Raw genomic sequence first — 15,310 nt, forward strand, 5'->3', positions numbered from 1 at the left:
TCAGCCAGGATGGGTCCATGAAGATCGTGAGCTTGAACCTGCGTGGCTTCTTCGACTGGGAGGCGCGGATGCCGCTCATCCTGCGCTACCTCGAACGTGAGCAGCCGGAGGTGGTGCTGCTGCAAGAGGTGGTCTATCTGCCGGAGGTCTCGCCGTTCAGCCAACTCGATCTGTTGAACCAGGCTGCGGGGTTTCCGCATCTGCACTCGTCGATCAGCCGGCTGCAGACAGCCACGCAGGGCGGCCCCTACCGAGAGGGCCTCGGTGTGCTGAGTCGCCTTCCCGTCACGGGGTCCGAGACTCTGGTGCTCCTGCATGAGGAGAATGATCCCCATAATCGGCTCGTGCAGTTCGTCGATGTCGCCGGGGATGCGCTCTGGAAGTTTGCAAACGTGCACCTGTCCGTGCGGGACGATTACGCGCTGCACCACCTGCAGGAGGTGCTCGGCATCCTGAAGTCGCGCGGTGAGAAGCGAATCATCGGCGGCGACTTCAACATGAATCACCTGGAGCGCCATGCCCATCTGTGGCGGGATGACTACATTCTCACGACGGAGATCGAGCATTACGTGTCGTTCGCCGCGTCACGCCAGGCGAACGACTACTTTCTGGTGCCGAAAGAGTACGCGTTGAGATCGATCGAACTCTCGGAGGACGGCCTGTCCGACCATCGGGCTCTTGCGGTCGAGGTGCTGCCGATCGGCTGAGCCGATGAACCTCAGCCACGGCGGACTAGAACAGGTCGAGTTGCTGGGCCGTGTCTTCGATCTTCGTCATTCGGGCGCGCGCGGGCTCGCCGATCTGTGTGACGAGTGCTTCGAACAACGCCTCGATGAGAGCCATGACGGGAACGACCGAGTCAAACGGCCCACGCTCCGACGTGACGCTCGTGAGCACTGAGTCGGCGTCGGAGACACAGGGCGACACCCATTGATCCGTCACCAGCACGATGGTGGCGCGTTTGGACTTCGCGAATTGCACGAGATCGCGCGTCTCGGCTTCGTAGCGGCGAAAGTCGAACGCCACCAGCACGTCTTTCGGGCCGAAGCCCGACATGACCGATGCCCGCAGGCTGCCCATCGTCGGCACCATCTGAACGTCGCCACGTAACTGTTGCAAGCTTGCCGAAAAGTACTCGGCGAGGAATCCGCTGTAGCGCCCACCGATGATCGAGATGCGATTGCGTGGCTGGGCGAGTGCGGCGACGGTCGACTCGAAGTCGTGGGCGGAGAGACCGGCGAAGGTGGCACGGATATCCCCAGCGGAGTGCTCGCCCAACTCACCCAGTTCGTCGGGTGCCACCACGCGACGGCTGCGGTTGGTGCGTTCATACAGTGCAGCGGGTGACGCGCTGCGATGTTCGAGCTCGTCGCGCAGTGCCCGCTGCACGTCGGGAAATCCGCGGTAGTTGAGCTTGGTGGCGAAACGTACCACGGTCGCGCCGCTCACGCCGGCGATCTCGGCGAGAGCCGCGACGGTCTCGAAGCCGGCGACGGGGTAGGCCGCAAGCAGCGCCCGGGCCACTCGACGTTCGGCGGGAGTGCACTCGCCCATGCGTTCGCGGATGCGCGCAGCAACCGAGTCTTCCGTACCAGAGACGGGCTCCCGACGTTGGCTATCACGGCTCATGGCGGATCGGATTCCCCTCAGTAGATGCACTCACAACGATTGCGTCGCGTGTATGCGCCGCAGGGGCCAGGTCGACAACGCCGTCGGCTGCGCCGAGTGTATCAATGAGCGTCGCCAGCATGGCGACGCGCCGCGGCACCGAGTCGAGGTCGAGCCACTCGCCGGGACTGTGATCGCCGCCGCCCACTGGGCCAAGCCCATCGAGCGTGGGGATGCCGAGCGCAGCGACCCGGTTCGCGTCGGAGACCCCGCCGGTGTGAGCCGTCTCGATCGTGAAGCCGAGACGATCGGCGATCGCTACAGCCTGCGCTGCAATGCGCTCGCTTGCCGCAGTTGGTTCCATCGGCGGGCAGTGCTCGAAGTGAAGGATTTCGACCGTGGTTCCGGCGACGATCGGCGCGGCCACCCGCTCACGGATCCGCTCGATCGTGGCGTCGAGTGACGCGGCCGCGGTCGCCCGAACCTCGACATGAAGCTGTGCCCGATCAGGCACGATGTTCAATCGATCTCCGGCACGCAGCACACCCACGTTCACGCTCACCCCGCTCATCCGATCGGCGAGGCTGTGGAGAAATACCGTCAGATGCGCGGCTTCGAGACCCGCGTGAGCACCGCGCTCGGGTTCGATGCCCGAATGCGCCGCGAGGCCGCGCACCTCGAGTTCGAGGTCGACGACCCCCTTGCGGGCAGTCACAATGTCACCGTTTTCTCGGGCGCACTCGAGACAGAGTGCAGCGTCGGCCCCGGTCACAGCCTGCAGAATTGCCGGTCCGCCGACCGGTGAACCGACCTCTTCGTCGGGGGTGAAGACGAGCACGAGTTCGCCAAACCGTTCGTTGCCGGAGGCGATCAAATGCTGGGCCGCGTGCAAGCCGGCGGTGATCCCCGCTTTGTCATCGGTGACGCCGGGCCCATGAGCTCGTCCAGATTTCAGCGTGAAAGGGCGCGCGGCTGCGTCGCCCCGCGCAAAGACCGTGTCCATGTGCGCGAAAAGCACGATGCGCTTCACACCGGTACCGCGGCGCCGACCGATCAGCACGTCACCATACTGGGGCTCGGTCGTAGCAGGCCGGCGCTGCCGCTCGATCGAGAATCCGAGGCGCTCGAGTCGGGCCGAGACCCAATCGGCCACACGGTTGACCCCGTCGGCATCGAGAGAACCCGAATCAATGGACACGAGCTCGGCAAGGTCTTTCACATAGTCGCTCTGCGCAGCTTCAGCGCGGCGAAGGAGTTCGGCCGCAACCGTCATCGTGCCTCACCCCATGATCCGGCGGGCACCGACGCGGCACCGAGGTGCGCGTATTGCGAAGTGATCATGACGTCCTTCTCGGAGGGGGACCGTGCGGCGTTCTCCGCCACCGGCCATTGAAACAAACATTACAGATTCTTCTAGGAATCGGTCAAGCGCAATATGCCGTTCGGAGTGTCTGTGCATTCTGCCCGTGAATTGTGAGAGTTTTGGCGAATCAAGACTGATTTTCGGGGAAACGCTCTCGTTTTCTGGCCCGGGCCGCGCTCCGCTTCGTGCGCGACAGGAGTTCACCTTTTGGACACAACCATTTCAGCGGTTGCAGCAATACCCAAGTTATGAAATGATTCGATCACTTCATCGTCGAGGAGAATCGGAGGGGTTGTGCGCGCACCACTACAGCCAGCACCCGGCTTCGTGCCGCTCCCGCTTCGCCGCGGCCCACAGACCACCTGGGCCGAAGGTGAAGGCTGCGAAGTCTTGTCGATCTTGCTCAGCTCAGCACCGACCACCCGATAAGGAAGGCACACTACATGCCCAGTTTTTCCCACGATCACCGGGATGCAGCACCGCGTCGTCGCGCTCTGGCCCGGCGTGCGACAGCCGCGACCGCCGCCTTGGCGGCCGGCGCCCTCATTCTCACCGGCTGCGGCTCGTCAACCGGCGAGGCCGGCTCAGGCGCGGCAACCGGTGTCGTCAACGTTGTCTCCCCGGCACAGCCCGAGAGCCTCGACCCGCAGATCTCAACCGACTCGATCATGGCTGAAATCACGCTGCCCGTCTACGAGACGCTTGTCACGGTCGACAGCGATCTCGCCGTGCAGCCGATGCTGGCCGAATCATTCGAGCGCAGTGAGGACGGCCTGGAGTACACGTTCATGCTCCGCAAGGGCGTGAAGTTCCAAGACGGCAGCGACCTCGACGCCGATGACGTGGTCGCATCCATGAACCGCTGGGATCGAGTGTCGATCGCGGCACAGGAAGCGTTCGCCGGCGCTGAATGGACCAAGGTAGACGACCTCACTGTCACGCTCACCGTGCCGAGCGCCAGCTTCCTCCACCTGCTCTACCTGTCGAACGTCACGACCGCGTATTCCGCGATCCTGCCGTCGGAGGTCATCGAGAAGGTGGGTGACAACCCGATCGAGGACCTCGCTGACTTCATCGGAACCGGCCCATACAAGATCGCGAGCTGGGACGCCGACCAGTCGATCGTGATCGAGAAGTGGGACGACTATCAGCCCCGCGCCGAAGCCTCCAGCGGCTTCGCCGGCGCCAAGGAAGCCACCCTCGATCAGGTGATCTTCAGCTTCGTGCCCGACGCCTCAACTCGCTCGCTGGGCATCCTGTCCGGCCAATACGATGCAACGACTGAGTTGCCCTTCGACAGCCTGGACCAGTTCACGGAAGACCCCAACCTCGTGCTGGGCACCTACCTCGTCGGACCGATCAACCTCGTTTATAGCGACGACCCGGCGAGCCTGTTCTCGAAGGTCGAGAACCGTCAGGCCGTCAACACTGCCCTCGACCGTGATCCGATCATGCTCGGGGCCGTGGGCTCGGCGGACCTCTACGACCTCGTGCACCACAACATGACCCGCGAGAAGGAGCCGATCTGGAACACCGAGATCGGCAAGGCTGACTTCAACCAGCACGACGTCGAGAAGGCGAAGAAGATGCTGGCTGACGGCGGCTACACTGGCCAGCCGGTCAGGCTTCTGGCGAATAAGGACTACACAGAGGCCTACAACTCCGCGGTTGTCGTGGCCGAGCAGCTGAAGGGGCTCGGTATGGATGTCACGCTCGACGCCTACGAATGGGGTGCGTTCAGCGAAAAATGGCGTGAGCAGCGCGACGAGTGGGACCTCGTCGTATTCCCGTTCAGCAGCGAGGTCGACCCGACGCAGACCATCGGCTTCTTGCCCGGTCGGGCCGGCTACTTCGACGGACCCGAGCTGCAGGAACTCCTGACGCGCTTCCGGGCCGCCCCCACCCAAGAAGATGCGAGCATGATCTACGACGACATGCAGACATACATCGAGAAGACGCGACCGATGAGCCGCATCGGTGATGCTCACAACGTCTACGCCGCGAAGAAGGGCCTCGACCTGCCCTGGTTCAGCGAGCACTTCGTGTGGTGGAACGCGGGCTGGGCGAAGTCCTCCTAACCCGCTGACGGGCCGGGCCGGCGTCTCGAACGTCGTCCCAGCCCGATACCGCATCCGTCAGACTCTGCCGACCCGGAACCCCGATGCTCACATTCATTCTCAAGCGGCTCCTCAGCCTGGTGCCCGTGCTCTTTGTGGTTTCAGTGGTGATTTTTGCCCTCATCCATCTCACCCCGGGTGACCCCGCACGCCGTATCCTCGGGCAGAAGGCCGCTGATGATCAGGTTGCGGCCCTGCGCGAGAGCATGGGCCTCGATCAGCCCATCGTGAGCCAATATCTGAACTGGGTCGGCGGGCTCTTCCGGGGCGACCTCGGGGATTCGTACTTTCTGCGCAAGAGCGTGGTGGCGGCCATCAGCGACAATGCGGTGCCGACGCTGCAGCTCGCTTTCATCGCGATCATTGTCGCGATCCTGCTCTCCGTGCCGTTCGGCACGCTCGCCGCCCGTTTCCGTGGCGGTGCCCTGGACCACTCGGTACTCGGCTTCACGCTGGTGGGTATGACGGTCCCGAGCTTTGTGCTCGCGCTCGGCATGATGCTGTTGTTCGGCCTGACACTGCGGTGGCTGCCGCTCTCTGGCTATGTCAATCCGGTCGACAATTTTGTCGAGGGGATGCGCACCCTCATCATGCCGGGTGTCGCTCTCGGCGCGATCACCGCCGCGCTCATCACCCGCACCACCCGTGCCGCGGTTCTCGACGTGCTCGGCGCTGACTACATCGACTCGGCCCGTTCCCGAGGCGTCACCGAACGACGCCTGCTCTTCACCCACACACTGAAGAATGCGAGCCTGCCGGTTCTCACGATTATCGGCCTCTCATTGGGCTCACTCGTCACGGGTGCAGCCGTCACGGAGACCATTTTCAATATCCCCGGCCTCGGCCAGCTGCTCGTGACAGCGATCTCTCGACGGGACTATCCCATCATCCAGGGCGTGATTCTGTTCGTCACACTCGTGTATTTGCTCACCAATTTGCTGATCGATCTGCTCTACGGCATCGTCGACCCGCGCGTGCGCGTCGGAAAGGCCTGACACAGATGACTGAGAACGACGCTCCGTCGACGGAGTCAACATCGCTGCCGAGCCCGACCCTGCTTTCGAAGCGCTCTGCGCCCTCCCGTCCCTCTCTCTGGCACCGCATGCTCGGCACGACCGGGCTCATGGCAGGGATGATCGTCATTCTGGTGATCCTCGTGGTCTCGTACGTTCTGCCTCCGCTTCTGCACCTCGATCCCTATGCGGTCGATCCAGTCAATCGGCTTGCACCGCCCTCGGCGGAGCACCTCTTCGGCACTGACAACTTCGGCCGGGACCTCTTCGCGCGAATCGTCTCGGGGGCCTCGACGTCACTTCTGGTCGGCTTCGTCGTCGCACTCGTCAGTGGCGTGCTGGGAGCGCTGATCGGCGTTGCGGCGGTCTTCAACCGCATGCTCGACTCGATACTCATGCGTATCTGCGACGGCCTGATGGCGATCCCGGCGATCCTGCTTGCCGTGGCCCTCGCCGCCGCCCTCGGCCCGAGCGTGACAAACCTCATCATTGCTCTCGCGATCGTCTACACCCCGGGGATCGCTCGGCTGGTGCGCTCGCGGGCCCTCGCCTCAATGAGCGAGACATTCGTGACCGCCAGCCGCATGCAGGGGGGTCGGATGCTGCACATCATGTGGCGACACATTCTGCCCAACACCCTTTCCGTTCTTGTCGTGCAGGCGACCTTCACCTTCGCCGAATCGATCATCACCGAAGCCGCAATGAGCTTTCTCGGCGCCGGCGTGCCCGCACCGCACGCCAGCTGGGGAAACATTCTCTACGACGGCAAGTCCGTGATCATGCAGGCACCGCAGATGATCCTCATCACGAGCGCGTTCCTCATCGTCACCGTGCTGGCACTCAACCTCATCGGCGACGGCCTGCGCGACCTGGTCGATCAGCGCTCGCAGGCGCTCGTCAGCAAGCCTGGCATCTTCGCCCGACTCGCCGCGACCGTCACACCGAGCCGTTTCCGCGGGAGGGACCTCCGATGACCAACCCCCCATCACCCCTGTCGATTGAGGGACTCTCCCTCCGTATCGATACCCCTCAGGGCGTCGTGAACGCCGTGAACGGGGTCAGCCTCGAGCTCGCGCCGGGGGAGATCCTCGCCATCGTGGGCGAGTCCGGATCCGGCAAGACACTGACCGCCCGCGCTGTGCTTGGTCTGTTGCCGGCTCGCACGCGCACGGAGGGTGCGATCCTACTCTCCGGATCCGACGTGCTGACCGCCGGTCCGCAGGAGCTACGTCGCATGCGTGGGGGCGAGGCCGCGATGATCTTTCAAGAACCGTCAACCGCACTGAACCCCGTGTTTCGGGTGGGCTGGCAGCTCGAGGAAGGCTTGCGCGCTCACGGTGTCACCGATCGAACCGAACGTCGCCGCCGCGCCCTCGAGATCGTGCAGGCCGTCGGGCTTCCCGAGGCCGAACGTCGCATCGACGACTACCCGCACCAGTTCTCCGGCGGGCAAAAGCAGCGCATCATGATCGCCATGGCGCTGGCTCTTCGCCCCTCGGTGATCATCGCCGACGAGCCGACAACCGCACTTGATGTCACCGTGCAGGCTGAGATTCTCGACCTTTTGCGTGAGTGCCGTGACAGCTTCGGTGCGTCGATCGTGCTGATCACCCACAACATGGGTGTCGTCGCAGATCTCGCCGATCGGGTCGCCGTGATGTACCGCGGCGACCTTGTTGAAGTTGCCCCCGTTGATGAACTCTTCCGGGCCCCACGCGAGGAATACACGCGGCAGCTGCTTGCCGCCGTTCCACGATTGGGCAGCGGACGCGGTCTCGGCGAATCGTCAGCGGGGACGGCGTTCTCTGCGACGCCCGAACCTGCACCATCTGCTGCCCTCGCCTCACCGGCCGTGCGCCTCCAGGGGCTCGACATCGTCTACCGCTCTGCTTCCGGAAAAAACCCGGTTCGGGCGGTGCGCAGTGTCGATCTCGAGATCGGGCGGGGCGAGGTCGTCGGCCTGGTGGGCGAGTCAGGCTCGGGAAAATCCACGATCGGGCGGGCCATCGGTGGCCTCGAACCCATCGCGGGCGGCACCCTTGAGGTGTTCGGTGCCGACATGCGTCGCTTGCGCGGCCGCGCGCTCAGCAGGATGCGCAAGCGCATCGGCTTCGTTTTTCAAGACCCTGCAGCCTCGTTCAACTCGTTCATGACCGTCGAACAGTGCATTACCGAGCCAATGCGCATTCATCGGATGCCCGGGGGCACCGCGGCGCACCGCGCGCGTGCCCTGGAGCTGCTGGACGCTGTCGAACTGCCGGCCGCATTCGCTGCCCGCTATCCGTTTGAACTCTCGGGCGGTCAGCGCCAGCGCGTCGGCTTGGCCCGCGCGCTCGCCCTCGAACCCGAGCTGGTGATCGCCGACGAGCCGACCTCAGCCCTCGACGTCTCGGTTCAGGCGCGGGTGCTCGAGATCTTCAGCTCCCTGCAGCGCGAACTCGGCTTCGCCTCGCTCTTCATCAGCCACGACCTCGCGGTGGTCGAGCTTCTCGCTCATCGCGTCGGCGTGCTGTATCGCGGGGAGCTTGTTGAACTTGGTGAAACGGCGCGGGTGCTGCACTCGCCCCAACACGCGTACACCCAAAGACTTATCGCAGCGGTCCCCGTGCCCGACCCTGACGTGCAGCGACGTCGACGCGCCCACCCCGATCGGGCAGCCGCCGCCCCACTCCTGCTCGCAGAGAAGAGCCCCGCATGACGCTGCCAACGCCGTCCACCGAGATCCGCCCGGATCTCGTGTTGCTCGCGGGGCGCGTGCGCACCGGACTCGGTTCGGCCGCTGACGCTGCCGAGACGGATGGGACAGGCCGAGAAACACTCCCGTTCGACGCGGTCGCCGTCCGCGGTCGACACATCGTCGCGGTTGCTCGCCGCGCGGATGTCGACGGCTGGAACACGAGCGCTGCCGAGATCATCGACCTCGGCGAGTCCACGATCACGGCGGGCTTCGTCGACGCACATGTGCACCCTCTGTCGGGCGCCGAGTCGCGTCACAATGCCCTGATGCTGCACGACTGCGAAACCACCACTGAGGTCGCCGAACGTATTGCGGCCTTTGCGGCCGAACGCGGGCCCGAGGAGTGGATCCGCGGATTCGGCCTCTCGTTCGACATGTTTGTCGGCCACGAGATCACGAACGAGCCGTTCGCCCGGGCCTTCGGCGGCCGGCCGGGTTACCTTTTGCTCTTCGACGGGCACTCGATCATCGCGAGCCCGCGCGCGCTCGAACGTGCAGGCATCGACGGAACCCGTGACTTTGGCAACAATTCGTCGATCGAGGTGTACGCCGACGGCACTCCCACGGGGTACCTCATCGAATCGGATGCCGAGAGTCTTGTCACCGATCTGTACCCGCGCATGCCCGTTGAGGCACGCGTCACAGCGGTGCAGAACAAGCTCGCCGAGTTCGCTGCGAGCGGATACACCTCGCTGCATCAGATGAACATGGAAGAAGGGGACCTCGATGTGCTGCGTGCCCTCGAGGAGTCCGGCGAACTCCCGGTGCGTGTGCGGGTCTCCCCGCTGTGGCGGGCGAGCGATCCCTGGGCCGAGACACTGCGCCGCATGATCGCCCTTCAAGGGGTCAGTGGGCGCCGCTGGCACGTCGAGGGAGTGAAGTTCATGCTCGACGGCAGCATCGACAACGGCTCGGCGTGGCTGTTCGAAGCCGACACGCACGGCGGCGGACTCGAACCGTATTGGACGCCGAGCGCACAGTTCACCCACGCCATCCACGCCCTCGCTGAGAGTGGCGTGCCGACGGCCACCCATGCGATCGGGGACAAAGCGGTGGAGTTTGTGCTCGATGCGGTGCAGTCGCTTCCGTCCCACGCCGCCAACACCCGTCATCGGATCGAGCACGTCGAGACCATCCCCGACGCGCTCGTGCCGCGCTTTGCCGAACTGGGCGTCACCGCAAGCATGCAGCCGATCCATGCCTTCGCGCAGCGCGCCGACGGCTGCGATATGTGGACCACACTGCTCGGACGCGACTCGGAGCGTGCGGCGAACGGCTGGCGAATCGCCGACCTGGACCGGTCCGGTGCGATCGTGGCGCTCGGCTCAGACTGGCCGGTCGAGGAGTTTGACGGCCGTAAGATTTTCGCCGCGAACGTCACACGGCACCGGCATGGTTCCGACCGGCCCGCCGTCGATCCGCACCAGGCGCTTTCGCCCGAGCGCACTCTTCGGGCACTCACCCGCAACGGTTGGGCGTCGATCGGGCATCCGGGTGAAGGCGTGGTCGCCCCGGGTGCACGTGCCGACCTGGCGGTCTTCGCCGACGATCCGCTCTCCACAGATCCCGACCGCTTCGCCGAGAGCCGAGTGCTCCTGACCGTGGTCGACGGGCAGGTTGCCCACCGGGATTCGAGCCTCGCGTGATCCGACTCATCCGTTCGGTGCGCTGGCCGGGGAGCATCGAACTGCTCGATCTGACGATCGCCTCCGATGGAACCATCGCCGAGATGCTCCCCGCCGGAAGTGCGCCGCCGTGTGAGGCGTCGATCGATGGTGCGGGCCGCGTCATCACCTCGGGCCTCTGGGACGAGCACGTGCACGTGGGTCAGTGGGCACAGCACTCGACCCGGCTGGACCTCGGGGCAGAGACCAGCGCCGATTTCGTGCTTGAACGGGTCGCCCAAGCGCTGAAAGACGGCGTCTCAGAGTTGGTCGGGGTGCGTGTGCGCGGGGGTGGCTTCGGGGGCCGCCCCATCGCCCGCGAGCAACTTGATCGGGTGAGTGGCGATATCCCCGTCGTGCTGATCGGCGCCGATCTGCACGGGGCCTGGTTGAACTCAGCGGCGTTGCGCGCGCACGGTTTTGCCGTATCGGGGGAGGGGCACGTGGTCGAGGAGGACTGTTTCGCCCTGGTGCGCGAACTGGATCGTATTGATGAGCAGTCGCTCGACGCGCTCGTGGCCGGGGCGGCCCGCGCTGCCGCGGCCCGGGGGGTGGTGGGCATTGTCGACTTCGAGATGCGGTGGAACATCGGCGACTGGCAGAGACGCACCGCCGCGGGTTTCAACCTGCTGCGCGTCGAGGCCGCGATCTACCCTCACCATCTCGACCGTGCCATTGCTGCCGGGTTTAGAACGGGCGACGAGATCGGCGAGAGTGGTCTGCTGCGCGTCGGCCCGCTGAAAGTGGTCACGGACGGCTCATTGGGCACGCGCACCGCCTGGTGCTGTGAGCCCTACTCCGATGGCGGGCACGGTCGCTCACTCGTGTCAGCCACCGAGCTCGAAGCACTGCTGCGGCACGCGCATTACTATGGCATTTCGGCGGCTGTGCACGCGATCGGCGACCGGGCCAACACGGCTGCGCTCGACGCGTTCGAGCGGGCTGGCTGTGGCGGCCGAATCGAGCACGCGCAATTGCTCCGCGTGGAGGACATGGCACGCTTCGCCCGGCTCAACGTGGCCGCGAGCGTTCAACCCGAGCATCTCCTCGATGACCGTGAGACGGTTGAAACGGTCTGGCCGGGCCGCGCCGAGCGCGCGTTCCCCATGGCACGGTTGCATGCGGTAGCAGCCCGTCTTCTCTTCGGATCGGATGCGCCCGTTGCCCCGCTCGACCCCTGGCGGGCCATTTCCGCGGCCGTCACGCGGTGCCGCCCCGGTGATACTCCCTGGACGCCGAGCGAGTGCCTCCCGCCCGAGGTCGCGCTCGCCGCATCCATGCGCGGCCGGATTCGACCGGCGGCCGGGGACCCCGCTGATCTGGTACTGCTCGACGTCGACCCGCTGGCCGTCACGGGCTCGGGGCTCGCCGACATGCCGGTCGTGGCGACTCTGCTTGCGGGACGACTCACCCACGCGGCGAACGGGCTGCGTTAAGCAGTCGGTTTCGGCGCGGGCCGTCGCTGAGGATCTGGCGAGACTTCTTTCGGTGACGCTCACGCACGCGTATGTTGAGTTATATCGCGTGTGCGGCACCGAGGCTGCGGCGGAGACATCACGGAAGGTGCGACTCATGGGCCCGAAGCACGCCAGTTGGAGCGGGAAGCGTCAGCCATGGATGTGCTGATCTGGATTCTGATTTCCTTCGCGGCCATCGCGGTGGTCTCGCTGGTCACGGTCGTTCTGATCGTGCGAGCACTGTATCGCCGCATCCGTCGTAGTCGCGCGGTGAACACCGCCGTTTTGCGCAGCCGTGCGCAGCTGCGCTGGGGTCCTCGACGCACGGTTCTTGTACTTCGACTGCGCCTCGACGAGTCCCTCGACAGCGGACGAGCAGCGATCGACCTCGCCGTTCGCAGCAATGGCCGCCGAGGTGACCTTCCCCGGCTGTTCCGGCAGATTGAAAACGAAGGGGCCACACTTCGGGCGCAGTTGCGTCTGATGGAGAGCGAGACGGATTCCGGCGCGCTAGCCGAGGAGCTTTCCGCAGCGAGCGTGGCCGTCGACCAGATCTCTGACATGATCCGTGAGCTGCGGGCCTCCGTCGCCGCCGGTCTCGGCGATCCCACAGACGACGTGCTCTCGGCCCTCCATGCCGAGCTTGACCTGGAGGTGGCCTCGTTGCATGCCGGACTGGTTGAGCTGGCGAACCTCCACCGCTACGACCGTAGCGTCACGCTCTACCCCTCACCCGCACACCTTCGGCCCAAAGGAGCCCAGTCATGAGCGACACCAACGCACGGATGCGCACGATCTTTCGGACCAAGACAGCCAAGGCACTCACACGCATGGAGGACCCACGCGACGCTCTCGACGACAGCTATGAGCAGCAGGTGAAGCTGCTTCACCAGGTGCGCCAAGCCGTCGCCGAGGTGGCAACAGCAAAGAAACGCATCGAGCTGCAGGGTGAGGAGATGGGCGCGCGCCATCGCCGCCTGGGCGAGCAGGCCCGTGAGGCGATGGAGCAGGGGCGCGAGGATCTCGCTCGCGCTGCCCTTCAGCGTCGTGCCGCGCTGGAAAGCCAGGTGACGAAGCTGCAGGTGCAACACGGTTCGCTCCAGGAGCAGACGGCTGCGTTGCAGGAGCGGGAACGCCGACTGGCGGAGCAGATCGCTGCGTTCCGGATCGAGAAAGAGACGATGAAGGCCACCTACAGCGCCTCCGAGGCCCAGGTGCGGGCGAATGAGGCCGTTGCGGGCATCGGCGCCAACATGGACGACGTCGGAGCCAACCTTGATCGCGCGCGGGATCGTGTCGCTCAGATGCAGGCCCGCGCGCAGGCGACCGGCGATCTGCTGTCCAGCGGCGCGCTCCAGGATCGCACAGCGGAACCGGATGCCGACATCGAGCGCCAGCTGTCCGAACTGGCATCGCGCTCCGATATTGAGCGCCACATCGCTGCACTGAAGTCAGAGAAGGCAGACGGCGGCCGCAGCTCGGGCATGGCGGGCGACGCCCCCGACCGCTGGCTCAGCATTGGGCAGGCGCCGCCGGCCTGAACCGGCGACGATTCTCGGGCCGCGCGGCTCTGAACGGCCGCGCGGCGCCGTGAGGTGGGGGAGCCTAGGCGGCCGGCCCCACCCCCAGTGTGACCGTCGCCGTGGCGGAGGCACCCGACGCATCCACCCAGGTGAGGGTCACGTCCTGACCGGGGGCGAAGCCGGCGAGCACCGCAGTCAGGTCAGATGCCGAGGTGATTGTCGTGCCGTTCACGGCCGTAATGGTGTCGCCGACGGACAGGCCGGCGTTCGCGGCCCCGGTTCCCTCGATGACACCGCCGATTGTGGCTCCCGGCACGGTCGACATCGGCACGCCGCCGCCGAACCCGCTTCCCTCGCCGGATGCCGAGGCGTCCGTCGCCGCGATCACCTCGACCCCCAGGAATGCTGGGTTGCCGAGCGTGATCTGGGACGAGGCCCGCCCCGACTCGATCTGATCGGCGATCGCCAACGCAGTCTTGATGGGAATGGAATAGCCCGCCACAGCACTGCCACCGGTCGCAGCGGCGGTGTCGATCCCGATGATCCTGTTGCTCGCGTTATAGAGCGGGCCACCCGAGTCGCCAGCCTGGATGTTGGCGCTGGATTCGATCAGCCCGGTCAAGGTCTCGGATGCCGCCGACCCCTCCGCCTGTGTCGTGATGGTCTGGTCGAGGGCGGTGACCGTTCCGGTGACCGACGACGGCGTCCCGCCCACCCCGCCCGCGTTACCGACCCCGGTGACCGCGCTTCCGACCGAGGCTGCCGCCGAACTGTCGACGGCTGCGGTGAGCAACCCCGACACCCCCGAGAGCTGCAGCACCGCGATGTCGTCCGTCGCATCCGTTCCGATGACGGATGCCGTGTAACTCGTACCCGTCGAGACGACCGTGACGCTGATGCTCGTCGCTCCCGCCACGACGTGGTTATTGGTGAGGATTTCGCCGTTGGACGTGATCACCAGGCCGGTGCCCATACCTTCAGCATTGTCGTAGGTGAGCTGGGATGTCACGTCGACGACGCCGACCTGTTGGGTGGCGGTGGCCGCGACCGTGGGGGTGCTGTCTGATCCACCGGTGCTCGAGCCCGAGGAGGACTGACCGTACCCACCGGAATAATTGGGCGCGTATCCGGAATCGGATTGCGCGTGGCCGCTGAATGGTTGGTTCTGAACGCTCGCGGCTCGAGAGGCGCTGGTGGACGAGGGGCTCGTGGTTGTTGAGAACGCTCCGAAGGCCGTGGCGATCCCGAACCCCGAGCCCACCACGAGGGTGGCTGCGGCCGCGGTTGAGAGGGCGATCAGCTTGCCGTGGCGTCGAATGCTCGTCCTCGGGTTGGTGTTGGTGCTGGTGCTGGTGCTGTTGAGATCATCCGTTGTGTTCATCGTTCTGACCCTCTCGCGCTCTCGATGCTTCGTACAATCCCTGAGCACACTCCCCGACACTATGCGAACCCTATGAGCGCGTCTTGAGTTGCTTGGGAACTCTCCGGAGTTCCCTCTGAGCCGATCCGTGGATCGAGCCGATCCGTTGATGGAGCCGATCCGTTGATGGAGTCGATCCGTTGATGGAGCCGATCCGTTGATCGAGCCGATCCGTTGATCGAGCCTGTCGAGATCCCATGAGCCACCCTCGAGACCGGGGCCCGGGGTATCGACAAGCTCGACCCACGGTTCGGCAATCGACCCCTCGCCCCTCCGCAGATCCAGCCCACGCCGTTGATCGACCTCGTCGAGATCCCGTGAGCCAATCTCGAAACCGAGGAACGAGGTCTCGACACCCTCGACCCACGGTTCGGTAATCGAGTCCGCACCCTTCCGCTGATCGAGCGT

At 65.4% G+C, this 15,310-nt stretch carries 12 protein-coding genes; 9 read left to right on the plus strand and 3 right to left on the minus strand.

Annotated features, from left to right (window positions below):
* Nucleotides 1-17 precede the first annotated feature (17 nt).
* A complete protein-coding gene (locus HNR05_RS01805) occupies nucleotides 18-707 on the plus strand; it encodes an endonuclease/exonuclease/phosphatase family protein (RefSeq protein ID WP_179577462.1) in 690 nt (229 codons plus the stop codon).
* A gap of 25 nt (nucleotides 708-732) precedes the next feature.
* Here HNR05_RS01805 and HNR05_RS01810 read toward each other — a convergent pair whose 3' ends face one another.
* Complete coding sequence (locus tag HNR05_RS01810) at nucleotides 733-1,629, minus strand: MurR/RpiR family transcriptional regulator (RefSeq protein WP_179577463.1); 897 nt, start codon at nucleotides 1,627-1,629, stop codon at nucleotides 733-735.
* Nucleotides 1,619-2,881 carry a M20 family metallopeptidase gene (locus HNR05_RS01815; RefSeq protein ID WP_179577464.1) on the minus strand — a complete coding sequence of 421 codons (1,263 nt, stop codon included), beginning with the start codon at nucleotides 2,879-2,881 and terminating at the stop codon, nucleotides 1,619-1,621. Before HNR05_RS01815 ends, HNR05_RS01810 begins: the two co-directional genes overlap by 11 nt.
* Nucleotides 2,882-3,414: 533 nt before the next feature.
* Here HNR05_RS01815 and HNR05_RS01820 point away from each other — a divergent pair.
* The 8 genes from HNR05_RS01820 to HNR05_RS01855 all read left to right on the plus strand — a co-directional run bounded on the left by HNR05_RS01820 (nucleotide 3,415) and on the right by HNR05_RS01855 (nucleotide 13,500).
* Nucleotides 3,415-5,049: an ABC transporter substrate-binding protein gene (locus HNR05_RS01820; RefSeq protein ID WP_179577465.1), complete on the plus strand. Its 1,635-nt coding sequence runs from the start codon at nucleotides 3,415-3,417 to the stop codon at nucleotides 5,047-5,049.
* A gap of 83 nt (nucleotides 5,050-5,132) precedes the next feature.
* A complete protein-coding gene (locus HNR05_RS01825; RefSeq protein ID WP_179577466.1) occupies nucleotides 5,133-6,083 on the plus strand; it encodes an ABC transporter permease in 951 nt (316 codons plus the stop codon).
* A gap of 5 nt (nucleotides 6,084-6,088) precedes the next feature.
* Nucleotides 6,089-7,075 (plus strand): ABC transporter permease, encoded by a 987-nt coding sequence (locus tag HNR05_RS01830; protein ID WP_218868784.1) that lies wholly within the window; start codon nucleotides 6,089-6,091, stop codon nucleotides 7,073-7,075.
* Nucleotides 7,072-8,799, plus strand: coding sequence for a dipeptide ABC transporter ATP-binding protein (locus tag HNR05_RS01835; protein ID WP_179577467.1), 1,728 nt, complete (start codon nucleotides 7,072-7,074; stop codon nucleotides 8,797-8,799). Before HNR05_RS01830 ends, HNR05_RS01835 begins: the two co-directional genes overlap by 4 nt.
* Nucleotides 8,796-10,484 carry an amidohydrolase gene (locus HNR05_RS01840; protein ID WP_179577468.1) on the plus strand — a complete coding sequence of 563 codons (1,689 nt, stop codon included), beginning with the start codon at nucleotides 8,796-8,798 and terminating at the stop codon, nucleotides 10,482-10,484. Before HNR05_RS01835 ends, HNR05_RS01840 begins: the two co-directional genes overlap by 4 nt.
* Nucleotides 10,481-11,938, plus strand: coding sequence for an amidohydrolase (locus tag HNR05_RS01845; RefSeq protein ID WP_343062421.1), 1,458 nt, complete (start codon nucleotides 10,481-10,483; stop codon nucleotides 11,936-11,938). Before HNR05_RS01840 ends, HNR05_RS01845 begins: the two co-directional genes overlap by 4 nt.
* A 177-nt stretch (nucleotides 11,939-12,115) precedes the next feature.
* Nucleotides 12,116-12,727, plus strand: a complete 612-nt coding sequence (locus HNR05_RS01850) for a hypothetical protein (protein WP_179577469.1) — start codon at nucleotides 12,116-12,118, stop codon at nucleotides 12,725-12,727.
* Nucleotides 12,724-13,500, plus strand: a complete 777-nt coding sequence (locus HNR05_RS01855) for a PspA/IM30 family protein (RefSeq protein ID WP_179577470.1) — start codon at nucleotides 12,724-12,726, stop codon at nucleotides 13,498-13,500. Before HNR05_RS01850 ends, HNR05_RS01855 begins: the two co-directional genes overlap by 4 nt.
* Before the next feature lie 64 nt (nucleotides 13,501-13,564).
* On the opposite strand, the gene HNR05_RS01860 is transcribed toward HNR05_RS01855, so the two are convergent.
* Entirely contained in the window at nucleotides 13,565-14,863 is a 1,299-nt protein-coding gene (locus HNR05_RS01860) for a S1C family serine protease (RefSeq protein ID WP_179577471.1), read from the minus strand.
* Nucleotides 14,864-15,310 lie beyond the last annotated feature (447 nt).

The organism is Leifsonia psychrotolerans, assembly GCF_013410665.1.
Lineage (GTDB): Bacteria > Actinomycetota > Actinomycetes > Actinomycetales > Microbacteriaceae > Cryobacterium > Cryobacterium psychrotolerans_A.

What these genes read in the sequence shown, in the direction of transcription:
- HNR05_RS01805 (WP_179577462.1), top strand. Translation starts at nt 18, where the DNA reads ATGAAGATCGTGAGCTTGAACCTGCGTGGCTTCTTCGACTGGGAGGCG.
- HNR05_RS01810 (WP_179577463.1), bottom strand. Translation starts at nt 1,629, where the DNA reads ATGAGCCGTGATAGCCAACGTCGGGAGCCCGTCTCTGGTACGGAAGAC.
- HNR05_RS01815 (WP_179577464.1), bottom strand. Translation starts at nt 2,881, where the DNA reads ATGACGGTTGCGGCCGAACTCCTTCGCCGCGCTGAAGCTGCGCAGAGC.
- HNR05_RS01820 (WP_179577465.1), top strand. Translation starts at nt 3,415, where the DNA reads ATGCCCAGTTTTTCCCACGATCACCGGGATGCAGCACCGCGTCGTCGC.
- HNR05_RS01825 (WP_179577466.1), top strand. Translation starts at nt 5,133, where the DNA reads ATGCTCACATTCATTCTCAAGCGGCTCCTCAGCCTGGTGCCCGTGCTC.
- HNR05_RS01830 (WP_218868784.1), top strand. Translation starts at nt 6,089, where the DNA reads ATGACTGAGAACGACGCTCCGTCGACGGAGTCAACATCGCTGCCGAGC.
- HNR05_RS01835 (WP_179577467.1), top strand. Translation starts at nt 7,072, where the DNA reads ATGACCAACCCCCCATCACCCCTGTCGATTGAGGGACTCTCCCTCCGT.
- HNR05_RS01840 (WP_179577468.1), top strand. Translation starts at nt 8,796, where the DNA reads ATGACGCTGCCAACGCCGTCCACCGAGATCCGCCCGGATCTCGTGTTG.
- HNR05_RS01850 (WP_179577469.1), top strand. Translation starts at nt 12,116, where the DNA reads ATGGATGTGCTGATCTGGATTCTGATTTCCTTCGCGGCCATCGCGGTG.
- HNR05_RS01855 (WP_179577470.1), top strand. Translation starts at nt 12,724, where the DNA reads ATGAGCGACACCAACGCACGGATGCGCACGATCTTTCGGACCAAGACA.
- HNR05_RS01860 (WP_179577471.1), bottom strand. Translation starts at nt 14,863, where the DNA reads ATGAACACAACGGATGATCTCAACAGCACCAGCACCAGCACCAACACC.